This window comes from Duncaniella sp. (assembly GCF_029054785.1).
Taxonomy (GTDB): Bacteria; Bacteroidota; Bacteroidia; order Bacteroidales; family Muribaculaceae; genus Duncaniella.
This window is the reverse complement of the sequence record NZ_JAIDEN010000100.1, coordinates 1-20492: the sequence shown is the minus strand read 5'-3', so window position 1 is coordinate 20492 and position 20492 is coordinate 1. Positions and strand designations below refer to the sequence as shown.

The window sequence follows — 20492 nt, the reverse complement described above, 5'->3', positions numbered from 1 at the left end:
GCTTTATGCGATAGGTTGGATTTCAGGTTTGGTATGATATGCTGTATGATATATGTCGGGAGTCGGTTCGGGAGCTACTCTCAGAGAGGATTCCGGGCCGTGAGCCGAGGAGTCGAGGGCTGAATAGGGAGAGTTGTTGGAGATGTATTCGGGCACCATGCGCTTCATTGACCTGACCGTCGCTTCGGCGTCGAAGGTACGGGCTGTGGCGAGGAGTTCGTTGACCTGGGCTGTCACACGGCGATGGTCACATGGCGCTACTTTTGCAATCTTGATTTTCGGATGGCCGGAGGGGATGACCTGTTCTTTGTCGGTGAGAAGTTCTTCGTAGAGCTTTTCGCCGGGTCGCAGTCCGCAGTATTGTATCTTTACGTCGAAGCGTCCGCTCAGGGCTATCATACGGCGGACGAGGTCTACGATCCTGACCGGTTTGCCCATGTCGAAGGCGAAGATCTCGCCTCCCTTTCCGAGGATGGCGGCTTCGAGCACCAGGGCGCAGGCTTCGGGGATGAGCATGAAGTAGCGTATGATGTCGGGATGGGTGACCATTACGGGGCCTCCACGGCGTATCTGGTTGCGGAAGAGGGGGATGACCGATCCTTGCGAGCCGAGCACGTTGCCGAAACGGGTGGTGATGAAGCGGCAGCCTCCGGGCTGTGAACTCGAAATGCTCTGGCAATACATTTCGCAGATGCGTTTCGAGCAGCCCATGACGTTGGTCGGGTTGACGGCTTTGTCGGTGCTGACAAGAATGAACCTGTCGGCCTTGTAGCTGACGGCGAGATCGGCGAGCAGACGGGTGCTTCCGACGTTGTTGAGCACACTCTCGACCGGATTTTCCTCCATCAGCGGCACATGTTTGTAGGCCGCTGCGTGAAAGACTGTTTCGGGGCTTTCCTGGGCGAAGATGCGCTCCATGCATGTGCCGTTGCAGACGTCGGCTACAATGTAGAGGCAGTCTGTTTCAGGGTAGAGGCGCTCGATCTCAAGGCGCAGGTTGTGGAGCGGAGATTCGGCCTGATCAACAAGGATCAGTTTCTGCGGTCTGAGGGAGGCGATCTGAAGCGAGAGTTCGCTGCCGATGCTTCCGGCGGCTCCAGTGACGAGGATACGCTTTCCGGAGAGCTTGGCGCGGATCTCGCTCATGTCGACCTGGATCGGGTTGCGGTCAAGCAGGTCGGCCATTTCGAGGTCGATCAGCTGACGGTCGCTGTATCCGTAGGCACCTCCGGTAGTTGTGTAGCGCAGATAAAGGTCATAGACCGTCTTGACGCTTACACGCATTCCGCAGATGGTTGTGACAGAGAGGAGTGACTGGATTGCCAGGTCGCGCAGACGCACGGCGAAGAGAATGCTGTCGGCGTGGAGGAAGATGCGGATGAACATGATTGTAGCCGCACCGAAGACCAGTGCCGCACACACTCTGACCAGATCGGCTGCCGAGGTGCGACGGAAGATGTTGCGGTAGGTCCTGCACAGGAGGAATCCTGCCGCAAAGGGGCTGAGGTAGATGAGGTGTGTCTGGAGGATGTGACCGAGATTGATGACAGTGTTGGCCAGGCCGAGGTTGATTACACACGCCAGGAGCCCCGACAGATAAACCATCGAGCAGTCGAGAAGCAGCACAATCCATCTTGACAGATTGTGGCGCGAAAGTTCTCTTGTCAGCAGTGTCCGGTACACGTTAAAATATTGGATATACTATGAGAGGGTTATGGTTTCAGGTCATTTGTTTTGACAGACAGAGGCGATCTCGCTGACGATCATGCGGATATCCTCTTCGCTGACGCATGGTCCGGAGGGGAGGCAAAGTCCGCGTCTGAAGAGATGCTCGCTGACGCCGTTGACGTATGCCGGTGCATCGGCGAAGATCGGCTGGAGGTGCATCGGCTTCCAGAGCGGACGGGTCTCGACGTTGAGGGCCGCAAGGTGGAGGCGGACATCCTCAGGGGTCTTTCCGGTCAGTTCAGGGTCGATCTCGATGGTGCTCAGCCAGTAGTTGCTGTCGCTTTCGGCAGAGGGATTGGCGTGGTATGTGATCCCAGGGACTGAGGCGAACAGTTCCTGATAGAGGGCGGCGAGGCGGCGGTGATGGGCAATGTGCTCGTCGAGGATCGTCATCTGGCCGCGACCGATGCCCGCGCAGATGTTGCTCAGGCGGTAGTTGTAGCCAATGTGCTCATGCTGGTAATATGGGAAAGGCTCGCGGGCCTGTGTTGCGAAGAAAAGGGCTCTTTTTTTGCTTTCGGCGTCGGGGCAGATCAGGGCGCCTCCGCCGGAGGTGGTGATCATCTTGTTGCCGTTGAAACTGAGGATGCCGAAGTGGCCGAAAGTGCCGCAGTTGCGTCCCTGATATTTTGAGCCGAGGGCTTCGGCTGCGTCCTCGACAACGGGAATGCCCCATTTGTCGGCCACGGCGCGGATGCGGTCCATCCGGGCGGGCATGCCGTAGAGGTGGACGGCGATGATGGCTTTCGGGAGGCGTCCGGTCTTTGCTTTGCGGTCGGCTATGGCCTCGTCAAGGAGTTCGGGGTCCATGTTCCATGATTCCGGCTCGCTGTCGACGAACACGGGGCTTGCTCCCTGATAGGTCACGGGGTTGGCCGAGGCGGCGAATGTGAAGCTCTGGCAGATGACTTCGTCGCCGTGACCTACTCCGAGGAGCACGAGGGCCAGGTGTATGGCTGCCGTCCCTGCCGAGAGGGCGGCTATTTCTTTTCCTTCCGACTGAGGGTCGGGATTGATGATGAATTTTTTCAGATCTTCCTCGAAGCCGTCCACGTTGGGGCCTAAGGGCACAACCCAGCTGTCGGCGAAGGCTTCGTCGATAAAGCGCTGTTCGGCGCCGCTCATGTGGGCGAGGCAGAGGTGGATTTTTTTAGCTTGCATATATGTTTACTGATTGTGTGGTCCTGGTTTTGTCTGTTGATTCGGGCGTGATGGCCTGAAGTGTCTGAGGAAGGAGGCGTTGCTGGAGAGAGGGGAGAGCGGTGGAGAGTATGATGCGCATGTCGAGGCCGAAGGTACGGCTGTCGAGATATGCGAGGTTGAGGCGGACTTTGTCGGGATAGATGACGCGGTCGTTGTAGGCCTGCGGATCTTCCTGGAGCGCGAGCAGTTCTTCTTCGCGGCGGTAGCGGAGCGTGGCGGGGCCGGTGATGCCTGGTTTCAGGCTGAGGATCCGGCGCTCGTCGCCGCTGAGACAGTCGGCATAGCCGGGGACATCCGGCCTGGGACCGACGAAACTCATGTCGCCTTTGACGACATTCCACAGTTCGGGCAACTCGTCGATTTTCCATCGGCGCAACACTGCGCCCAACGGAGTGATGCGGCTTTCGCCTGCCACACTGACCGATGATCCTCCGTGGGAGGGTGTCATGGTGCGGAATTTGACCAGAGTGAAGAGTCTGCCGTCCTTGCCCACGCGTTTCTGGCGGAAAAGAACCGGAGCGCCGGGCATGACGATTGCGATCGCTATTCCTGTCAGCAGAATGACGGGAAAGGATACGACAAGGCCTAAAATGCCTGCCAGGCGGTCAAATATTTCTTTTGTCAGCAAGGTTGTAATAACTGTGTTTTATAGAAGAATCGCTTATACTATCAAAAACTCAGGGATGAATTAAGATGTTATATGAGAATTTGTTGACAGCCGGTTTGCTTTTAAGATAATTCAAGTCGGTAGGACAATTCATCCGAGTCCACAAAAATACAAAATTCCAAAAATCCGACAAAAAGATTTAACATAAAAATTCCCCGCTGTCTGTAAAATGGAAGAAATGGAAAGAATATGTCAAATATTAGGAAGATGTTTATTGCGGACCGATTCTGATTGTGCTGGCTGTTGGTTCAGGTTTTCGGGGTGCAGCGGATGAGGAGGTAGGAGCCGGGGAGGCGGTCGGCGACGGTCATTTCGCAGCCTCGGCGGCAGGAGGTGAGCGAGGGGAGGTTGTGTTCGGAGATGGTTGCGAACATGGCGAGACCTGCGCCGGAGGCTATGCGGGCACCCAGATCCCACATGGTTCTGCCGATGCCGCGCCCCTGGGCTGCGGGGCCTACTGCGAGGCCGTGGAAGCAGCGCCCGGTCGCAAAGCAGCGCAGAAAGTGATAGCCGACAAGGCTCTCGCCTTCCCACACGCCTATCATGACGAAAGATCCGCTTCTGTGGAGGCGTCGGAGGGTCCGGAGGGTGAAGGCGTGGGGGTTGAAATGGACCAGACTTTCTTCAGGCAGTGAGATCAGGAAGCGGTGGAGGCGCGGGAGTTCCGTCTCGCTCAGAACTGCGAAGCGTCCTGTCCCGCATTCTGTCGCGGCGGCTTCTGCGGCGGCGATTTCGCCCAGGCGCGGATAGCGGAGTTTCATGGCTTTGCCGTTGGCCCACTCTACGGCGCGCCAGAGGGCCGGGAAACTGTGTTTGATGCGTATGAGGAGTCCTGTCATTCGGCTGTGGGGATGATGGTTCTGTAAAATTCTTTCAGGCAGGAGGTGACAAAGTCTTTTGAGAATTTGCGCTCGATGTTTTTCCGTGCCTGTAAGCCCATTTCGCGGCGCAGTTCCGGGTTGTCGATGAGCCGGATCATGGCTTCACGGAGAGGGGCGGCGCTGCGCGGGGCCACTATGAGTCCGTTGAGTCCGTCGGTGATGATCTCGCGTGAGCCGTTGATGTCGGTGACGATTGCCGGGAGGCTCATGGCACCGGCTTCGAGCACCGTGTTGGGGAATCCTTCGCGGTAGCTTGGGAGGACGAAGATGTCGGCGGCACTCATCCACGGCCTGATGTCGTCGGTCCATCCGTCGGAGATGTGGACATTTTCAATTCCTGAGGGAATGAGGGGAGAGCCTTTGAAGTCGCCGGCAAGAAGCAGGTGCGCGTCCTTGCGACCGAGGGTTCTGAAGGCTTCGAGCAGTTCGTTGATACCCTTGTCGCGGTCGGCGCGTCCGGCGTAGAGCAGCACAATGTCTTCAGAGCTGATTCCGAAATTCCGCCGCAGTTCCGCCGCGGAGGTCCGGATGGCTTCCGAGGGGCTGAAGTGGCCGAGATCCACGCCACGGACATTGCCGTAGCCGAGCACCCGCATGGGTTTTGATGTTATGCCTCCTGAAATGAGATCGTTGCGCACACCCTCGCCTTCGGGGATGATGTGGGTGGCGCAGGCGCAGGTCAGCCGGTCGGTCAGTTTCAGTATGTGTTTTTTGACGCCTGTGGCTGTCGGGAAGAGCAGTCCGGTGAAGGTGTGTACCCGCAGAGGCACTCCGGCAATCCGTGCGGCCATCATGCCGAGCAGTCCGGCCTTGGGGGTCATCGAGTGGACCATCAGCGGACGTTCGCGCCTGAAGACTCTGACCAGCTGCCGGAGGGCTTTGAGGTCGGCCAGAGGTGCGATCTGCCGTTGCATTCTGACTCCGATCGTTCTGACTCCCTCGCGCTTGCCGAGGGAGTCAAGATGGCTGTCAGGCGATGAGAGGGCCACTACTTCATGGTCGGCTGAAAGCTCACGAAGCAGATCCCGGCAGAAGAGATCGAGCGAAAGCCCGATTGTGGCCATTCGGATGATCTTGACAGGCATTTGTGGAATATGACCGGATTATACGGGGGGAGACTGATCAGAAGGTCAGTGACATTCTGAGGGCGGGTGCGGCCGGGCTGAGAGGATCGGCCATCACGGAGGGCGAGAATGAAAGACTGGTTCCTCTGGGTTTGCTGACCACAACCTGGCGCGCTCCTTTCGAGAGGGCGGCGTCAAGGAGATTGTAGACATAGAGGCCGCAGGCGCCGATGATGGCCACGTCGCGCACCTGACGCCAGCTTTTTGACTTGCTGCGGTAGCTTGGAGCGATTGCATCCGAAGCATTCGAGGCATCGTTGCTGTAATTGTGCTGCCGGATATGAGAGTAGATTGCAGTGCCTACAAAGACAACTTCTCCGCCGATGATGATCCAGCCTTTGGATGTATGGCCTTTATACATCTGTCCGAGGCCGGGGACAATGGAGAGAGCCAGTGCGCGGGCGTTGTATTTGCGGGTGTAGGAATAGTCGTCGAACTGCGGGACACTGCCGTCGGCTCCTGATGATATGGCAAAGAGCTGATAGAGAGTGTAGTCGAAGCTCATGTCGGTGTTTTCGTCGAAGCTGACGTATTCGTCAACGAGCTTGGCATAGAATGTCATTGGGGACGGAGAGGAGAATGTCACGCGGTATTCGGCCTGGACCGAGTTGTCGCCTTCGGCATCGTTGAGTGTTGCGGGGCTGTTTCTCAGGGCTGAGATGAGGGTGACTTCGGCTGAGGCTGAGTCGGCACCGAATGTGCGGGCGAGATAGCCCACGAGCGGGTTGAAGCGCTCCTGACGCAGACGGTCGATGTCGCCGCCGAAGATCTCGAATGAGCGGAAGGTATATGAATCGTTGCTGCGCTCTTTTTCAAGCGAGGCCACTCCTTTGGTGACCCAGCGGGGTTTGTCCTGGGCTGCGGCTTCCGCGCTGACGAGAAGTGTGAGCACAAACAAAGTCAGTAAACGTGCAAAGGTTTTCATAAATGATCGATTGGTTAGTGTTTGGTATGAGAGAAGAATCAACAAAGTATATAGGAATGGCAAAATTACTCAATTTTTTTCATAGACAGGGTCAAAAAGCTTAAGAAATATTCATGAAAATTTCAGATGCCGTCTGATGGATAGGCTGATAGATAGGTGTGTGCTCCGGACAGTGCTCGGCCCTTCGGGCACTCGCTCACCCTTGGGCCCCGGAAACCCAGCCTCTCCGAGGCAGTCTCAGAGGATGTGCATCGTACCCCAGGCACCGCTCGGCCCTTCGGGCGCTCGCTTACCCTGGGGTTTCGGAAACTCAGGCTCTTCGAGCCTCCGTGGCAGTCGGTGTTTCGTATTCCTCCTTTCCAACCACTCTGGTCTCTGTCAACCAATCGGGGATGTTGCAAAACTTGCCGCAATCGGGCACGGTGGGGACGCTTTTCAAAGTGTCAGCAATTGCCTTGGAATCAATCGCCTGAAAGAGGACGCTTTGAAAAGAGTCCCAATGTTGTTTACTTAAGGAATTTCGCCATTTAAAGTTCTATTGAAAATCAGGCTTTTACAGATTTAAGTAAACAGCATTGAAAAGCGTACCTACCGTGAATTATAGTTCTGTAACAACCTCTTTCCTAACCTGTGTGTATGGAAATGGATCAGGCTTGGCGAGCAGGCAGGCCGCGTAGCGGCCGGGAGAATTCAGGCCACTGCAAGGGCTCCATAGGAGTCCGCAGCTGTGGCATCGGACACGACCTTCCCCCCGCCCAAAGCGCCGTAGGTGCGACACAAGAGATTGCTGTACTAATACGAACCCTGTCCGGTGCCGGTTAGGAGGCGGGTGTAGAGGTCGAGGTAGGCTTGGGTGGTGGAGCGGATGTCGAAACGGAGGGCGCGTTCACGGCAGCGGGCGGCTGTCAGGCGGCGCAAGGCGGGGTCTTTCAACAGGTCGGAAAGGATCGAGGCGAGGGCTTCGGCATCGCCGTCGGGGAAGAGCATAGCGGCTCCCGCGCAGACTTCGCGGACTCCGCTCACGTCAGAAGCCACAAGCGGTGTTCCCGATGCCATAGCCTCAATCGTGGAGAGCGATAGGCCCTCGTAGTGGGTCGACAGCAGGGCTATTTTAGCTGTGTGCAGTCTGTGAGGCACATCGCTGACCGAGCCGAGAAAGCGGACGCGGTTTTCCAAACCGAGACGTCGGACTTCGGCCTCGATCTGTGGCCGGGTGGCGCCGTCGCCGGCAAAAGAGAGGGTGACTTCCGGAGGCAGAAGGGTGAGTGCGCGCAGGGCGGTTAGGTGGTCTTTCTGAGGGCGGAAAGCAGCTGCCATGAGGATGTCTGTGTCTTTCGTCTCTGATTCCGTTGGCGCGAAAGCCGTGAGGTCGATGCCGTTTTCAATCACACTTGTCCGCGCATTGAATTCCGGGCCGAGATAGGCCCGCAGCGACGAGGCGACAGCCTCGCTGCAACAGGCAATTGCGTCGTAGCGTCGATAGAGACGCCGGTCAAGATGGCGCAGAAGGGGGAGATGGCGCCGACGGTTGTCGGTGTTGTGTTCGGTGGTCACGAGCGCAGTCCCGGATGGAGCGGCGAGCGCGGCGAAGAGCTGGGCTGATGTGTTGTGTGAATGGACAATGTTGACCCCCCTATTGTCGATTTTAACTTATTGATATGCTGTGGGTTGTAGGCAGATTTCAGCCCAAGTCCGAAGGCGTGGGTCGTTATGCCTTGCTGCCTGACAGACTCCAGCAGATGGCTCGGAGTGCCGTCAAAGACAGCAAGTTCGACCTCATGCCCCTGATCGCGCATCAGAGGGAGCATATCGCAGACCAGTTTCTCGGCACCGCCGGTGCGCAGGGAGGTTATGACGTGTAGAATCTTCATAGCAGTAGAGAATCAGTGTGTGTATAGGAATATAATTTAGAGGTTGTTTTTTAATAACATCTACCGCAGTTGGCTCGCTTTGTATTTTATGTAACGGTAGAGGAGATAGCCTGCGGGGGCGGCGAGAACGGTCAGGAACTTGCGCGGGGAGTCGGCAAGCCAACGCCGGTCACGGGAGATGAGGCAGCTTGAGACGTAGTGGATCACTGTGCGGAAACGCCGTGAGGGGGTGGAATGGCGCAGTGTCATCTCAAGGCGGCGGAGTTTGGCGAAGCTGCGGGGAGAGTCGAGATACTGGAGGAAGATGCGCTCTGACATGCTGTCGATGCCCGTCTGATAGTCGACATAACATAGGTTGCGGTTGATTACGAGCAGCGGCAGGCGGTCGCAGACCTGAAGAAGCATGTAGACAGGGTTGAAATTTTTTTCGCCCGGATAGCCGATCTGAGGGGCAACTTCCTTCATCAGGGCTGTGCGCATCACCTGTTTCATATCTCCCCGGTGGATGCCGCGGGCCTCAAGTTCGTTTAGCCAGCAGCTCGACATGTCGTCGGGGAGCTTGCCGCCGATGGGGGTGTCGGAGTCGAGATAGTAGTCAAGGCCTATGAGTCCGGCATATTTGTCGGAACCTTCCGAATCCCATTTTTTCAGAATCAGCTCCACGGCATCGTCAGGCATGAAGTCATCGGAGTCGATGCAGACACAGAGTTCGGAGTCGATGTTGGCATAGGCAGTGTTGTAGCCGGTGTGGAGACCTCCGTTTTCTTTGTAGATATATCGGATCGGGATGCGCTTTTCACTGATGAAGCCCTCTACGAGCCGGCGGGTGAAGTCAGTGGAGCCGTCGTCGATGACGAGCCATTCGAAGCCCTCGCGCACAGTCTGGGTGCAAAGACTTTCGTAGAGGCGCCGGAGGGTGCGGGCGCGGTTATATGTAGGGGTGAAAACCGTTAGTCGTGTTACCATATCAGTGAAAGGAAGATGACAGTGATGAATACGTAGGACATGAGGAGCACACCCGCAACGGAGTTCTGGTCTTTCCAGACGCGCATGTTGCAGAGGGGGTAGACGAAGATGATCGGGATGAGAAACCAGGAGAGATAGGCGAAACGGTTGGAGAAAGCCGCGCGGATCATCAGCACCCAGAAGGAATTGGCCACGAGATAGGTTATGGCGAGGGTGTTGAACCAGCCGTCGCGCAGGCCCCGCCGGTAGATGTAGAAGAAGTAGATGACAGGGATTGAACTGTAAATGAGGAAGTCCCAGCGGAACATTGCGGTTGATCCCCAGGTCTCCAGATTTTCGTCGGAAGTGTCGGTGTATTGGGCGAGGCGGTCGTCAAATCCGATATCGCCGATGAGTGCGGTCCAGTAGTTGCCGGCGATGAGTGAAAGCAGTATGCAGGTGAACCATCCGTAGAGGGCGTAGTAGGGATTTTTCAGAACCGTAAGGGCCAGAATGGTTCCGCCGAGTGGAAGTGCGCTGCTTCGGTGGATGCTCATTGCAATGAACGCGAAGAGGAGTGCTTTGATGTAGCGCTCTTCGAGCATGTAGGCTATTACGAGCAGCACAAAGCTGCATGCCAGGCCGTTGCGCAGGCCGTTGGTGCCGAACGAGAAAAAGAACAGGGCGCTGACGAGGAAGAGGGTGCCGAGCCAGGGTGAGGTCGGAACGAATTTCCTGACTGCTGCGAACGAAACCAGTATGTAGGCCAGTTCGACAAGAAGAAAGTAGATGTTGACTGAGAGTCCGGCTGTCCGGCAGAGGTAGGTGAAGATGTCCCAGAGCCATTCGGATGAAATGTGGTAGTCATGCAGGTTGCCGGGTTCGATGGCGTTGTAGACCATAGCGTAGTTGACCGTGTCGCCGAAAAGGAAGGAGACGGGCCGCAGTCCGATGAAGATTGCGAGAAAAAGGCATAACATGAAGGGACCGAACGAATTGCCGCGCCTGTCGGTGCCGACAGCGAGCGTATTGCTGCCGGAAAGCATCAGCCTGACCCCAGTGACGATGGAGAGCATGGAGATGATGGCAAGGTAGATCGGTTCGTATAGTGAAGCGTTCAAAGCTGTTCTGAATTAGAGGTCGTTGTGAGCGTGAAGAAAATCTGAGGGCGATATTTTTTTGTGGAGGATAGGTAAGATCTTGGAAGATGTCTGAAAAACGGGAGTGAAAAAGCTCTCCTAACGCTTGAGGATCTTGCGCAGGCCTGAGAAGGCGGTCACTCCGAAGGTGCGGTGGAGCAGGCGCATCAGGCGGGTGCGCATGGGGCCGTAGTTGTCACACCAGGTTTTGTCGTAGTGGTGTATGGAGCAGGTCTGCGGTGTGATACGCATTCGGCCCGTGGCGTCGTCGAGCGGGTTGAAATATTCGTTGGGATAGACGGTGATCCCCTCCACCGTCTGGCGGCGGTCTTCGGGCTTCAGTCCGGCCTCAAGGAAGAGGCGGGTGACGTGGGCCACGACAGTTCCCGGCAGCGGTTTGCCGTCAGGACCGAGATAGGGGATGGAGGAGTAGTGGTCAAGTATCTTTTTGTAGAACGGATGGGAGGCGGGAGAGCCTATGCCGAGTCCGGAGTTCACTCCGATGCCAATGTGGCTTTTCTCGAAGCCCATGAAGGCGCCGTCGGCTATGATGTGGTCCATCGGGCGGATGACTTCGACGTCGGTGTCGAAATAGATCCCTCCGTGGCGGTAGAGTATCAGGAAGCGGGCGTAGTCGCTGACAAAGGCCCACTTGCCGGCAGCGGCGGCCTGGCGGGTGTAGGGGATGGCGTTGATGTCGAAATTGCTCTCGTCCCAGCGCCTGATCTCATAGCCGGGGAAGTGGCGCTTCCAGGAGTCAAGGCAGCGGCGTGCGCTCGGAGGCAAGGGGCGTCCTCCGAACCAGCAGTAGTGGATTATGCGGGGTATCGACATCGGGCTTGGTGGCGGTTTATGATTATTGGGGGAGATGGGGTGGTTCAGATGAGTGAGATGAGTTTCCGGGCTTCGGCGCGGTCTGAGTAGTCGCCATGACGGAGGTTGCGGGTGATTTTTTCGATGCGTTCCGGGGTGCTGATCAGCGAGGCCAGTCCGGCGGCGAAGTTTTTGTTGGAGAGAGGGAGGATGAAGCCGTCGGTTCCGTCGCAGACCTGCGAGCGGGCTGTCGGATAGTCGGCGATGACTGTCGCTTTTCCAAGAAGCTGGGCCTCGCGGACGGTGACGCAGCGTCCTTCGTAGCGTGAGGGCTGGAGATAGAGGTCGCAGCGGCTGATATAGGGGTAGGGATTGGCGCGTTTGCCGAGTATGCTGACGCAGTCCTCCACACCGGCCTCGGCGATTTTGTCGCGGATAAGGCTTTCGTCGCCTCCGAAGCCGATGATCGACCAGTGGAATGCGGAGATGCAGTGGTCGTCGCGCAGACGGCGGGCAATGTCGGGGATGTTGTCGAAGTTTTTTGCGTGGGTGAAACGCCCGATGGAGAGGAGATTGAATCTGCCTTGTGGAAATTCCGGTGCGGTTCCCCCGGCGGCGCGGTTGCGGATGAGCTCTTCGGGCAGGATGTTGGCGATCTCGGCGATCTTCGGGGCGAGCGAGGGAAACACGCTGACGAATGCACGGCTCACATCGGGCGAGATCGAGATTATCCGGTCATAGGCCTGCCAGACGGGAAGCTCGAAGTCGGGATCAATGGAAATGCGGGTGTAGTCGGTGTGGATCCAGCAGATTTTTTTCAGTGCGCGGACTTTGGAGAGCACTATGTCATGCGGTGTCAGGAAAGAGACGGCCAGATCATAGACAGTATCGGAGATCTGTGGCAGCGCGGGTGTGACACAGCGGCCTATATAGGAAAAAATCGCTGCCGGATCGCCTGTGCCGGTCGTTTTGCTGTGGCGGGACAGGTTGAGCAGTTTTGCCCGCAGCCGTCCGAGGCCCACTTTGAAGTGGCCGTGGATGAAGGTGTCCTTCAGCGGGGATTCGATGTGGGCATAGGCGGGAATTTCTGGGAGGAGGTTTACCTGAGGCGGGATTTCCGACAGGAGTTCGCCGCGTCGGGCATAGAGGAAGAGGTCGACCGACACTTCTGAGTAGTCCAAGGCATGCAGCAGCCCTATGAGGGCGTTTTCGGCGCCCCCGATTTCGAGATAGTGCATTGCGATGAAGATCCGTTTCATTGTTTTTTCGGTCGGTAAGTGATATTTCTGTTTCAGTTCAGAAGACCGAGGATCAGGCCGAGGCTTTCGGCGCTGTTGTCGGCAGGGCTTCCGGCGAGTCTGGCGGCGAAATTTTCGCGCAGCTGCGGGGACGAGAGGCGGCTGACGGCATCGGCCAGTGACTCGGCGTCCATGCCGCAGATGAGTCCGTCGGTTCCGTCATTGACGAGTCCGGAAGCAACCCTGAATGCGGTGACGATCACCGGACGGCAAAAGGCTCTGGCCTCGCAGACGGCTATGCCGTAGCCTTCGGATCGGGATGGCTGGACGTAGATGTCGCAGCGCCGCATCAGAGGGTAGGGGTTGTCAAGAGCGCCGAGGAGCCTGACATTGTCACTGAGTCCACGGGTCCGGATAAGCTCCTGAATCTCCTCTCTGAGCGGGCCGTCGCCTATTATGTCCCAGCGGAACGCAAGCCCCCGGTTCTTAAGGATGGCGGCGGCGCCGATCAGCAGGTCATAGCCTTTGACCGGAACGAGACGCCCTACGGTCAGAAGTCTGAGGCGGTCGGAATCCTGGTCATCGACCTCTTCCCTGACAGCGTCCTGAGCAGCCGGATCTTCGGCCAGGCGGTGAAGGACGGCAGGCGAGACTATGTCGCGTATGGGGATCAGCTGTCCGGGGCGGAAGTCCCAGGCATCAAGCAGCAGGTCGCGCAATCCGGGTGAGGCTGTCACCACCTTATTATATAGGGCGTAGAATCCGAGGTTGAAATTCTCTGAATAGCTGTCACGGACAATGTCGGCGTTGATCCATGCAATTTTGCGCCGTGCCTTCACCTTGGAAGCCACATAGTAGGTAGGGAATCCCTGATGGTAGGCCACGGCTACGTCATAAATCTCTTCCGGTGCGGGAGCGAGGCAGCCGAGCAGCAGCCAGTGGCGTTCGACGGGATTAGCCTTGGAGCGGACGGCGGCAGGGAGACGCGAGGAGACGGCGTGGAGCAGATGGCGCCACGAAAAGCGGATCCGTGACCCGAAGCTTCCGCCGCAGAGCGGGATCCGGGTCAAACGCACCGTGGGCGGGAGGTATTTTTCCAATGCCCCTCCGCAGGCTGTCAGCAGGACATGTATGTCGAACCGTTCCGCCGGAAGCAGATTGAGCAGGGTGCAAAGGCTGCGTTCGGCTCCCCCGATATTGAAGGAGTCGATCACAAAGAGTAGTTTTCTGCGCCCGGCTGAGGTCATGGCGGTCAGTTGTTTTTGCTGTTTGCGGACTCGTCGGTGTATTCACCGTAGTGGCCATAGTGATAGCCATAGCGCTGATAGCCGTAGCGGGTGCCTCCATAGTGGGAGAATTCGCGCCGTGTGCCGTTGAGGATGACGGAGATGTTGGGGTAGCGGCGTTCCTGATACCAGTTCTCTATGTCGGCGAGGAAAGCGCGGTCCATGAGGTGTGCGCGGATGATGAAGAGCGTCATCTCGGCATAGCGGCTGATGATGGCGGCGTCGGCCACGATCTCGACCGGCGGGCAGTCGAGGATCACGTAGTCATAGGCGGCTTTCAGCTCCTCGATCATCTTTGCGAAGCGCGGGTTGAAGAAGAGTTCGGTCGGGTTGGGAGGAATGGTGCCGACCGGGAGCACGTCGAGTTCGCCCAGCCGGACGATCACATCATGATAGTCGCCGACCTGGCCGCTGAGGTAGTTGGAGACACCCTTGACGGGTTTGTCGACATAGGCCGAGAGGGAAGCCCTGCGCAGGTCGAGGTCCACGGCTATGACTTTTTTGCCCTTTATGGCAAGCGCGGTCGAGAGGTTGGCGCAGGTGAAAGTCTTGCCGCTGCCCGGATTCATCGACGAAAGCATCACCACATGGTGGCCACCGTCGAAACCGAGGATGAATTCGAGATTGGTGCGGACCACTCTGAAAGCCTCGTTCATGATGCTTCGGCTGCCTGACTTGACAACCACTTGGTTGTCGGAGATCTCCCGCGCCACTCTGCGCTTGCCTTTTTTCTCGGTTGCAAGCGGAATCTCGCCGACGAAGGGCGCGTTGAGAGCCTGGAGGTCCTTGCGTCCGCGCACGGCGGTGTTGAACGACTCCACGAGCATGATGATTCCTGCCGGGACAAAGAGTCCGGCCACGAGGGCGATGGCGAGAATCAGATCGGTCTTCGGGGTCACAGGCACATTGGAGGCCGCGGGGTGTTCGATCAGACGGGTATTATAGGCTGTGAAAGCCTGTGAGAGTTCGTTTTCCTCACGCTTCTGAAGCAGGAAGAGATAGAGCGACTCCTTGACCTTCTGCTGACGTTCGACAGAAAGAAGATACTTGGCCTGCTGCGGATTGGCCGCGATTTTCGACACGGCCTGCGACTGGGCCGAGGAGATGGCTCTTTTCTGGGTCGAAAGCATGGTCAGCTCATTGTCAAGCGAACCGAGGATGCTCCCTTTCATGGTCGAGAGTTTCTGGTCGATGTCCATGACGAGAGGGTTCTGCTCGGAGGATATAGAGAGGTGGTTGTTGCGCTGAAGCAGGAGCTGGTTGTAGGCCTGGATCTGGGCCTCGATGCTCGGATTGTCGATGCCGGAGTTGGCCGGCAGCTGTTCTTTGTCGTGGAGACCGTCGGTCAGATAGTTGCGCAGATACTTGGTCATATAGACGCGGTTGTCAAGCTCGCGTCCGGCCTCCTGCGAGGATGTCATCTGCGAGAGAGCTATACCGCCCATGGCGCCCACGTCGGTCACGAGGTTGCGCGATTTGTAGCTTGAGATGTCGTTGTCGACGCTTCCAAGCTCGCTCTCGATGATCGAGAGACGTTCCTTGATGAACTCTGTGGTGCTTGCCGTGATCTGGTTGCGGTCCTTGATCCAGTTTTCGTTGTAGACGGCTACGAGGGTCGAGAGGATGTCTTCGGCGCGGGTGCGCGACTCGTCATTGTAGGAGATGTCGATGATCGACGCGCGGTTGTTGCGCTGACGTGCCTCGATCGTCCCTCTGACCTGAGCCGAAGCCTGGCTGAATGGGATGCGGCTGACGATCAGTTCGTCGGCGGTGCCTGAGCGGTAGTAGGGAGAGGGCTTTACGGTCATGACTCCCAGCGGAGTTTTCACGGCCTTGCCGAGAGTGAAGGTCAGGGATCCATCGACCGGTTTGTCGTTGAGGGTCATCGACGATATGCGTATGGAGCTGTCCTTGCTTAGTTTTAGGGTGAATTCGGCGCTTTCCGACGGGTCGAGGTCGGGAAGCTCGACGGTGACGGGAAGTTCCACACCGTAGGCCGCGTTTTTGTGAAAGGCTCCCGGATGGAAATAGCGGGTGTTGAGCTGAAGGCGTCGAGTGATCTCATCGGCAACGGAACCGGTCTTCATCGACATGATCTCGTTGGTGATATTGACCTTATAGGCCTTGATGCCGAGCTCGTTGAGCACATCCTCCGACCCGGAGCTCTTCTCGTCGCTCTTGACGAGGATAGCGGCTGAGGCCGTGTAGACCTTCGGGGTGATCTGAAGATAGTAATAGGCCGCGCCGAGGGCTATGGCCATGGAGATGACGAACCATTTCCAATGGCCGAGCATAAGAAAGGCTATGTCCTTTATTTTTGCGAAACCATCGGCTGACTGGTGGAACGAATTGCCCTGAGGGACCTGTTCTCCACCTGTCGCAGGGGCAGTGTTGAGATTGCGTTGCATCTGTGTTCCGTTTTTGAAGTGAGGGTTGGTTCAGGAGGTGATTCCGGACACTATTTGGTGATCAGGACGGCGACCGTAGTGGCGAAGGAGACCATCGAGATCCAGAAACTCGGTGTCATGTAGTTGTTCCCGTTGGCTGTCGACTGGTTGGCCTTGACCTGAGTAGGCTCGACATAGATCATGTCGTTCTGTTTCAGATAGTAGGCCGGAGAAGCATAGACACCGTCGGCGCGGGTCAGGTCGATGCGATAGGGCACCTGCTGGCCGTTTTCGGTGCGGAGCACAAGGATGTTGGTGCGCTTGCCGCTGATGGCGAGGTCACCTGAGATCGAAAGTGCCTCCATGATGTTGAGCTTGTCGGAAGGAAACTCATGTCGTCCGACACCCGACTCACCGATGACATAGTAGGCCATCTTCGGGAACTCCACGGTCACGATCGGGTCGCGCAGCAGGCTTCCGGCAAGAAGACGGTATTTGACCTGCTGGGCCACTTCGAGGCGTGTCAGGCCTTCGACCGAGAGCTGTCCGAGAACAGGCAGGTCGATTTTGCCGTTTTTGTCGACGGTGTACATGTCATGTTCTACCGAACCTGACGAACTTGTCTGTGACAGGTTGAACATCTTGACCATCTCCTCGTCGCGGCTGTGGACCTTGATCCGGAGTTTGTCGCCGGGCTGGAGACGCAGTTCGCCGTTTTCCTGAAGAGTCAGGACGGCGTTGTCAGGCAGATCCTGCATGTAGGCGATGTCTTTGGCCGGACCGCAGGAGACGAAAAGAGCGCCTGTGGCGAGGATCAGTGAGAGAAGTGCATTTTTAGGCTGTAATGAGAAGTGTTTCATGATTCATGTTGCCGGAAGGTACAGACCGGCATCTTTAGGATTGTAAGCTACTAATAATGGGCTACAAAGATACAAAAAATCAGAAAATCCGCGTGTAAAGCAGTGTTAAATGTAATTCGGAAAGCCCGCAAAGGCCGTTGGTCGGCGGCCTTTGCGGGCTTTGATGTGTCTGGCGTGGCGGAGTGCCTTATTCGGCGGCAAGCGCAGCGGCCTGGCGCAGAAGGGCGATTTTGGTCCACTGAGTCTCGTAGTTGAGGCCCTGACGCTCACGGTCGCGGACTTTGAATCCGCAGGTGGGGCTGATCGAGAGCAGGCTCATCGGGACGTAGCGGCGGGCGACCCTGATTGCGGTGACGATGTCGTTGACGCTCTCAAGGTTGGGCAGACTGCCGTCCACGAGTCCGAGGATGACGCGCTTTCCGGCAGGGAGCCAGCGCAGGGCGTCGATTGTTTCGGGCGAGCTGATGTCGAAGGGGAGCAGGAAGGCGTCGGCATCGACTTTTTCGAGCATAAGGCGCAGGTTGGCAAGCTCTTTTTCGTCGGTCCAGCGGGGGATTGTCTGCTCGTTGGCCGCGATGCTGAAAGTGATCTCCAGGTCGGCGGGGCGGTTGGCGATCGAGCGGTTGATCAGGTCGAGCAGGAGGAGAGTGATCTCGTTGACATCGGCGCCTCCGAGCAGGAGCATGCGGTCGAATTCGGGGCTTCCGAGGCGGCCCCAGATTCCGGTGTCGAGCTGGATGTGGCGGCAGCCGAGACGGTAGAACTCGGCGATAGTGCGGCTGTAAGCCTCTACGATGTCGTCGATGAGAGTCTCAGGAGTTGCGTAGAATTTTCCGGGATCTCCGTTAGAGGAGAGGAACATTCTCATGTAGAGTTCGCCCGGCGAGGGTATTGTCTGGCGGGCTTCGGCGCGGCCTGCGCTGAGCTCCTGCATGTGGACATACTTTTCAAAGAAGGGGTGGGCGGGGTTGAATTCGATTTTTCCGCTGAAACGCAGCAGGTCATGGCGCACGACCTCATCCTGATAGAGATGGCCTGAGTCGATACGCTCGCGGTTCATGCCTTCGAAACCTTCCCAGAAGTCGCGGTCCCAGCTCTTGCGGCGCATCTCGCCATCGGTGACGATCTGGAGTCCGGCTTCGATTTCGCGGTCGATCAGACGGTCGATGACGCGGTCTTCAACTGCATGATAGTCAGCTTCGCTGAGGTTGCCGCGGATTTTTTCATTCAAAGCATTTTCAAGTTCTTCGGGAGGGAGGAAACTGCCCACGATTTCAACGCGGGGCATGTTGATCGCTTGAGTCATGATAAAACTATATTATTGATTCTGTGTCACTTTAAGAGGGAATGAAACACCCTCTGGGGATTGGCTTTTGAGAAAGTGACAGTGTTTCCGCGGTGCAAAGGTAGATATAAAATTTTTGATTTTTTAAGACTGGAGGTTAAAAATTGCTAACAGAGTTGCAGGCACAGCCTTCCATCGGGCTGATTGTGAAGGTGCTGAATTCCATTGTGATGGCGTCAAAGGTGAGCATGCGGTTGATCAGCGGATCGCCTGTGCCGACGAGCAGTTTGATGGCTTCGGTGGCCTGGAGCGTGCCTATGACTCCGACCACGGTATTGAGAATGCCGTTGATGGCACAGGGGAGTTCCCCGCCGTCGGTGCTGATCGCCGACGGATCGAAGATGCAGCGGTAGCAGGCACTGCCGGGCACATGGCTGAACACCTGCCCGGAGAAGCGCGAGACGGCCCCGAAGACCATCTTCTTGCCCAGACGGACGCAGGTGTCGTTGATGAGCAGGCGCGTCGGGAGATTGTCGGTGCAGTCGACCACCAGGTCATATCCAGCCATGATCCTTTCGGCGTTTTCCGCGCTGAGGCGCTCGTTGATGGTGATGATGCTGACATCCGGATTCAGCGCCCTGAGTTTTTCGGAGGCCGAGTCGGTCTTGAGTCGCCCGATGTCAGGAGTCGAGTGGATGATCTGGCGCTGGAGGTTGCTGAGGCTGACCGTGTCGGCGTCCATCAGGCCGATGGTTCCGGTTCCGGCTGCGGCAAGATAGAGGCTGACGGGGCTTCCGAGGCCTCCGGCCCCGACAATCAGCACCTTCGATTCCGCCAGGGCTTTCTGGCCGGTGACGTCGATCTCGCAGAGCGAGAGATGGCCGCGGTAGCGTGTCTGCTGTTCGCGGCTCAGATCGGGTAGGGGGGCGCTCATGCTTCGGGGGTGTTGAAGTTATATCCGCAGGAGCGGACCATCTCTATGTCTTCGTCGATCTGCGAGCCTATGGTGGTCAGCAGGTCGCCCATGATGCTGCCGTTGATGCCGATGCGCAGGGCCTCGCACTGTATCTCCTTGGCGATCGAGGCGCGGCCTCCGGCAAAACGCAGCACCGCGCGGGGATGGATCATGCGGAAAATGGCAACCGTCAGCAGTATCTCCCTGCCGGAAAGCGGCTCGGCCTTTTCGAGCGGTGTGCCGGGGATCGGTACGAGTATGTTGATTGGGATAGAGACCGGATTGACTCTGCGGAGAGCCAGGGCGAACTCAACTCTCTGGGCGCGGGTCTCGCCCATGCCGATGATGCCGCCGCTGCATATCTCCATGCCGGTTTCGCGGGCGGCTTCGATGGTCTTGATCTTGTCCTCGATGGTGTGGGTCGAGCAGAGGGTCCGGAAGTGCGACGGGGCCGCTTCGAGGTTGCAGTGGTAGCGTTCGACTCCGGCCTCGCGGAGTTTGCGCAGGGCCTCGATGTCGAGCAGCCCCATCGAGGCGCAGAGACCCATTCCTCCGGCCCGGCGGAGTTCGCGATAGTAGCCGCAGATGGTCTCAAGGGCCTCTCCGCCGAGAGCGCGTCCGCTGGTGACGAGCGAGAAGCGGCCAATGCCCCGCGAGCGGTTATAGTCGGCGAGGGCCATGCAGGTGTCGTGGTCAACGAGTGGATAGGTATTGGTGCCGGTCTTGTAGTGGGCCGACTGCGCGCACCATTTGCAGTCCTCGCTGCAACGTCCTGAGCGGGCGTTGATGATGGAGCAGGAGTCGAAATCGCGGCTTCCGAAACGGGCCGTGACTTCGGCTGCGGCTTCGGTCAGGAGGTCTTCCTCCTCCGGAGTGAGGTCAATGAGGTTCATGGCCTCTTCGGCGCTCAGAGAGCCCCCGGCGAGGACTTTGGCCTTTATGTCGTTTATGAAATCTGTTTTCATGCGATCAATGATTGTCTTTGTTCCTTATAGAGCTTGTTCAACCATTGTTTTTAAACAACCTCTAAAGCTCTTGGAATCGCTTCCAATCACAAAATTACTAAAAAAATTTCACCCCTCCGCATTATCGCACTAAAAAGCCTGTGGCGCGCCCTTAACTTTGCAGCAAAGAACTCCCACCCACAGATCTACACACACTTCACCAACCAGTCACCCACACATC

Annotated in this window: 18 protein-coding genes; all 18 read right to left on the bottom strand. The window is 57.3% G+C overall.

Annotated elements, in window-relative coordinates; all coding sequences use genetic code 11:
• Positions 1 to 3: 3 nt before the first annotated feature.
• Positions 4 to 1683 (bottom strand): polysaccharide biosynthesis protein, encoded by a 1680-nt coding sequence (locus K2H17_RS06720; RefSeq protein WP_363319929.1) that lies wholly within the window; start codon positions 1681 to 1683, stop codon positions 4 to 6.
• A 42-nt stretch (positions 1684 to 1725) separates the two neighbouring features.
• Positions 1726 to 2889 carry a DegT/DnrJ/EryC1/StrS family aminotransferase gene (locus K2H17_RS06715; protein ID WP_300132918.1) on the bottom strand — a complete coding sequence of 388 codons (1164 nt, stop codon included), beginning with the start codon at positions 2887 to 2889 and terminating at the stop codon, positions 1726 to 1728.
• A complete protein-coding gene (locus K2H17_RS06710; RefSeq protein ID WP_300132915.1) occupies positions 2879 to 3559 on the bottom strand; it encodes a sugar transferase in 681 nt (226 codons plus the stop codon). The genes K2H17_RS06715 and K2H17_RS06710 overlap by 11 nt, the downstream gene beginning before the upstream one ends.
• 287 nt (positions 3560 to 3846) lie before the next feature.
• On the bottom strand, positions 3847 to 4437 hold the full coding sequence (locus tag K2H17_RS06705; protein ID WP_300132912.1) for a GNAT family N-acetyltransferase: 591 nt from the start codon (positions 4435 to 4437) through the stop codon (positions 3847 to 3849).
• Entirely contained in the window at positions 4434 to 5564 is a 1131-nt protein-coding gene (locus tag K2H17_RS06700; protein WP_300132909.1) for a glycosyltransferase family 4 protein, read from the bottom strand. Before K2H17_RS06700 ends, K2H17_RS06705 begins: the two co-directional genes overlap by 4 nt.
• Before the next feature lie 37 nt (positions 5565 to 5601).
• Entirely contained in the window at positions 5602 to 6528 is a 927-nt protein-coding gene (locus K2H17_RS06695; RefSeq protein ID WP_300132906.1) for a DUF5683 domain-containing protein, read from the bottom strand.
• A gap of 792 nt (positions 6529 to 7320) precedes the next feature.
• A complete protein-coding gene (locus K2H17_RS06690) occupies positions 7321 to 8151 on the bottom strand; it encodes a glycosyltransferase (RefSeq protein WP_300132939.1) in 831 nt (276 codons plus the stop codon).
• Positions 8079 to 8399 carry a hypothetical protein gene (locus tag K2H17_RS06685; RefSeq protein WP_300132903.1) on the bottom strand — a complete coding sequence of 107 codons (321 nt, stop codon included), beginning with the start codon at positions 8397 to 8399 and terminating at the stop codon, positions 8079 to 8081. The genes K2H17_RS06690 and K2H17_RS06685 overlap by 73 nt, the downstream gene beginning before the upstream one ends.
• A 60-nt stretch (positions 8400 to 8459) precedes the next feature.
• A complete protein-coding gene (locus K2H17_RS06680) occupies positions 8460 to 9365 on the bottom strand; it encodes a glycosyltransferase family A protein (RefSeq protein ID WP_300132901.1) in 906 nt (301 codons plus the stop codon).
• Positions 9359 to 10465, bottom strand: a complete 1107-nt coding sequence (locus K2H17_RS06675; RefSeq protein WP_300132898.1) for an EpsG family protein — start codon at positions 10463 to 10465, stop codon at positions 9359 to 9361. The genes K2H17_RS06680 and K2H17_RS06675 overlap by 7 nt, the downstream gene beginning before the upstream one ends.
• A gap of 117 nt (positions 10466 to 10582) precedes the next feature.
• Entirely contained in the window at positions 10583 to 11317 is a 735-nt protein-coding gene (locus tag K2H17_RS06670; RefSeq protein WP_300132896.1) for a glycosyltransferase, read from the bottom strand.
• A gap of 44 nt (positions 11318 to 11361) precedes the next feature.
• Positions 11362 to 12555: a glycosyltransferase gene (locus tag K2H17_RS06665; RefSeq protein WP_300132894.1), complete on the bottom strand. Its 1194-nt coding sequence runs from the start codon at positions 12553 to 12555 to the stop codon at positions 11362 to 11364.
• 32 nt (positions 12556 to 12587) lie between these two features.
• On the bottom strand, positions 12588 to 13781 hold the full coding sequence (locus tag K2H17_RS06660; RefSeq protein ID WP_300132891.1) for a glycosyltransferase: 1194 nt from the start codon (positions 13779 to 13781) through the stop codon (positions 12588 to 12590).
• 5 nt (positions 13782 to 13786) lie between these two features.
• Entirely contained in the window at positions 13787 to 16228 is a 2442-nt protein-coding gene (locus K2H17_RS06655; protein ID WP_300132889.1) for a polysaccharide biosynthesis tyrosine autokinase, read from the bottom strand.
• 50 nt (positions 16229 to 16278) lie between these two features.
• Complete coding sequence (locus K2H17_RS06650; RefSeq protein ID WP_300132887.1) at positions 16279 to 17067, bottom strand: polysaccharide biosynthesis/export family protein; 789 nt, start codon at positions 17065 to 17067, stop codon at positions 16279 to 16281.
• 187 nt (positions 17068 to 17254) lie between these two features.
• Positions 17255 to 18373, bottom strand: a complete 1119-nt coding sequence (locus K2H17_RS06645) for a hypothetical protein (protein WP_300132885.1) — start codon at positions 18371 to 18373, stop codon at positions 17255 to 17257.
• Between the two features lie 136 nt (positions 18374 to 18509).
• Positions 18510 to 19286, bottom strand: a complete 777-nt coding sequence (locus tag K2H17_RS06640) for a HesA/MoeB/ThiF family protein (RefSeq protein WP_300132883.1) — start codon at positions 19284 to 19286, stop codon at positions 18510 to 18512.
• The gene (bioB, locus tag K2H17_RS06635) at positions 19283 to 20272 is read right to left on the bottom strand and encodes a biotin synthase BioB (RefSeq protein WP_300132880.1); all 990 of its coding nucleotides are present in this window, start codon (positions 20270 to 20272) and stop codon (positions 19283 to 19285) included. Before bioB ends, K2H17_RS06640 begins: the two co-directional genes overlap by 4 nt.
• Positions 20273 to 20492 lie beyond the last annotated feature (220 nt).

Coding starts and splice junctions, on each gene's coding strand:
- K2H17_RS06660 (WP_300132891.1), bottom strand. CDS start 13,781: ATGACCTCAGCCGGGCGCAGAAAACTACTCTTTGTGATCGACTCCTTC.
- K2H17_RS06700 (WP_300132909.1), bottom strand. CDS start 5,564: ATGCCTGTCAAGATCATCCGAATGGCCACAATCGGGCTTTCGCTCGAT.
- K2H17_RS06680 (WP_300132901.1), bottom strand. CDS start 9,365: ATGGTAACACGACTAACGGTTTTCACCCCTACATATAACCGCGCCCGC.
- K2H17_RS06640 (WP_300132883.1), bottom strand. CDS start 19,286: ATGAGCGCCCCCCTACCCGATCTGAGCCGCGAACAGCAGACACGCTAC.
- K2H17_RS06685 (WP_300132903.1), bottom strand. CDS start 8,399: ATGAAGATTCTACACGTCATAACCTCCCTGCGCACCGGCGGTGCCGAG.
- K2H17_RS06655 (WP_300132889.1), bottom strand. CDS start 16,228: ATGCAACGCAATCTCAACACTGCCCCTGCGACAGGTGGAGAACAGGTC.
- K2H17_RS06665 (WP_300132894.1), bottom strand. CDS start 12,555: ATGAAACGGATCTTCATCGCAATGCACTATCTCGAAATCGGGGGCGCC.
- K2H17_RS06670 (WP_300132896.1), bottom strand. CDS start 11,317: ATGTCGATACCCCGCATAATCCACTACTGCTGGTTCGGAGGACGCCCC.
- K2H17_RS06650 (WP_300132887.1), bottom strand. CDS start 17,067: ATGAAACACTTCTCATTACAGCCTAAAAATGCACTTCTCTCACTGATC.
- K2H17_RS06695 (WP_300132906.1), bottom strand. CDS start 6,528: ATGAAAACCTTTGCACGTTTACTGACTTTGTTTGTGCTCACACTTCTC.
- K2H17_RS06705 (WP_300132912.1), bottom strand. CDS start 4,437: ATGACAGGACTCCTCATACGCATCAAACACAGTTTCCCGGCCCTCTGG.
- bioB (WP_300132880.1), bottom strand. CDS start 20,272: ATGAAAACAGATTTCATAAACGACATAAAGGCCAAAGTCCTCGCCGGG.
- K2H17_RS06715 (WP_300132918.1), bottom strand. CDS start 2,889: ATGCAAGCTAAAAAAATCCACCTCTGCCTCGCCCACATGAGCGGCGCC.
- K2H17_RS06645 (WP_300132885.1), bottom strand. CDS start 18,373: ATGACTCAAGCGATCAACATGCCCCGCGTTGAAATCGTGGGCAGTTTC.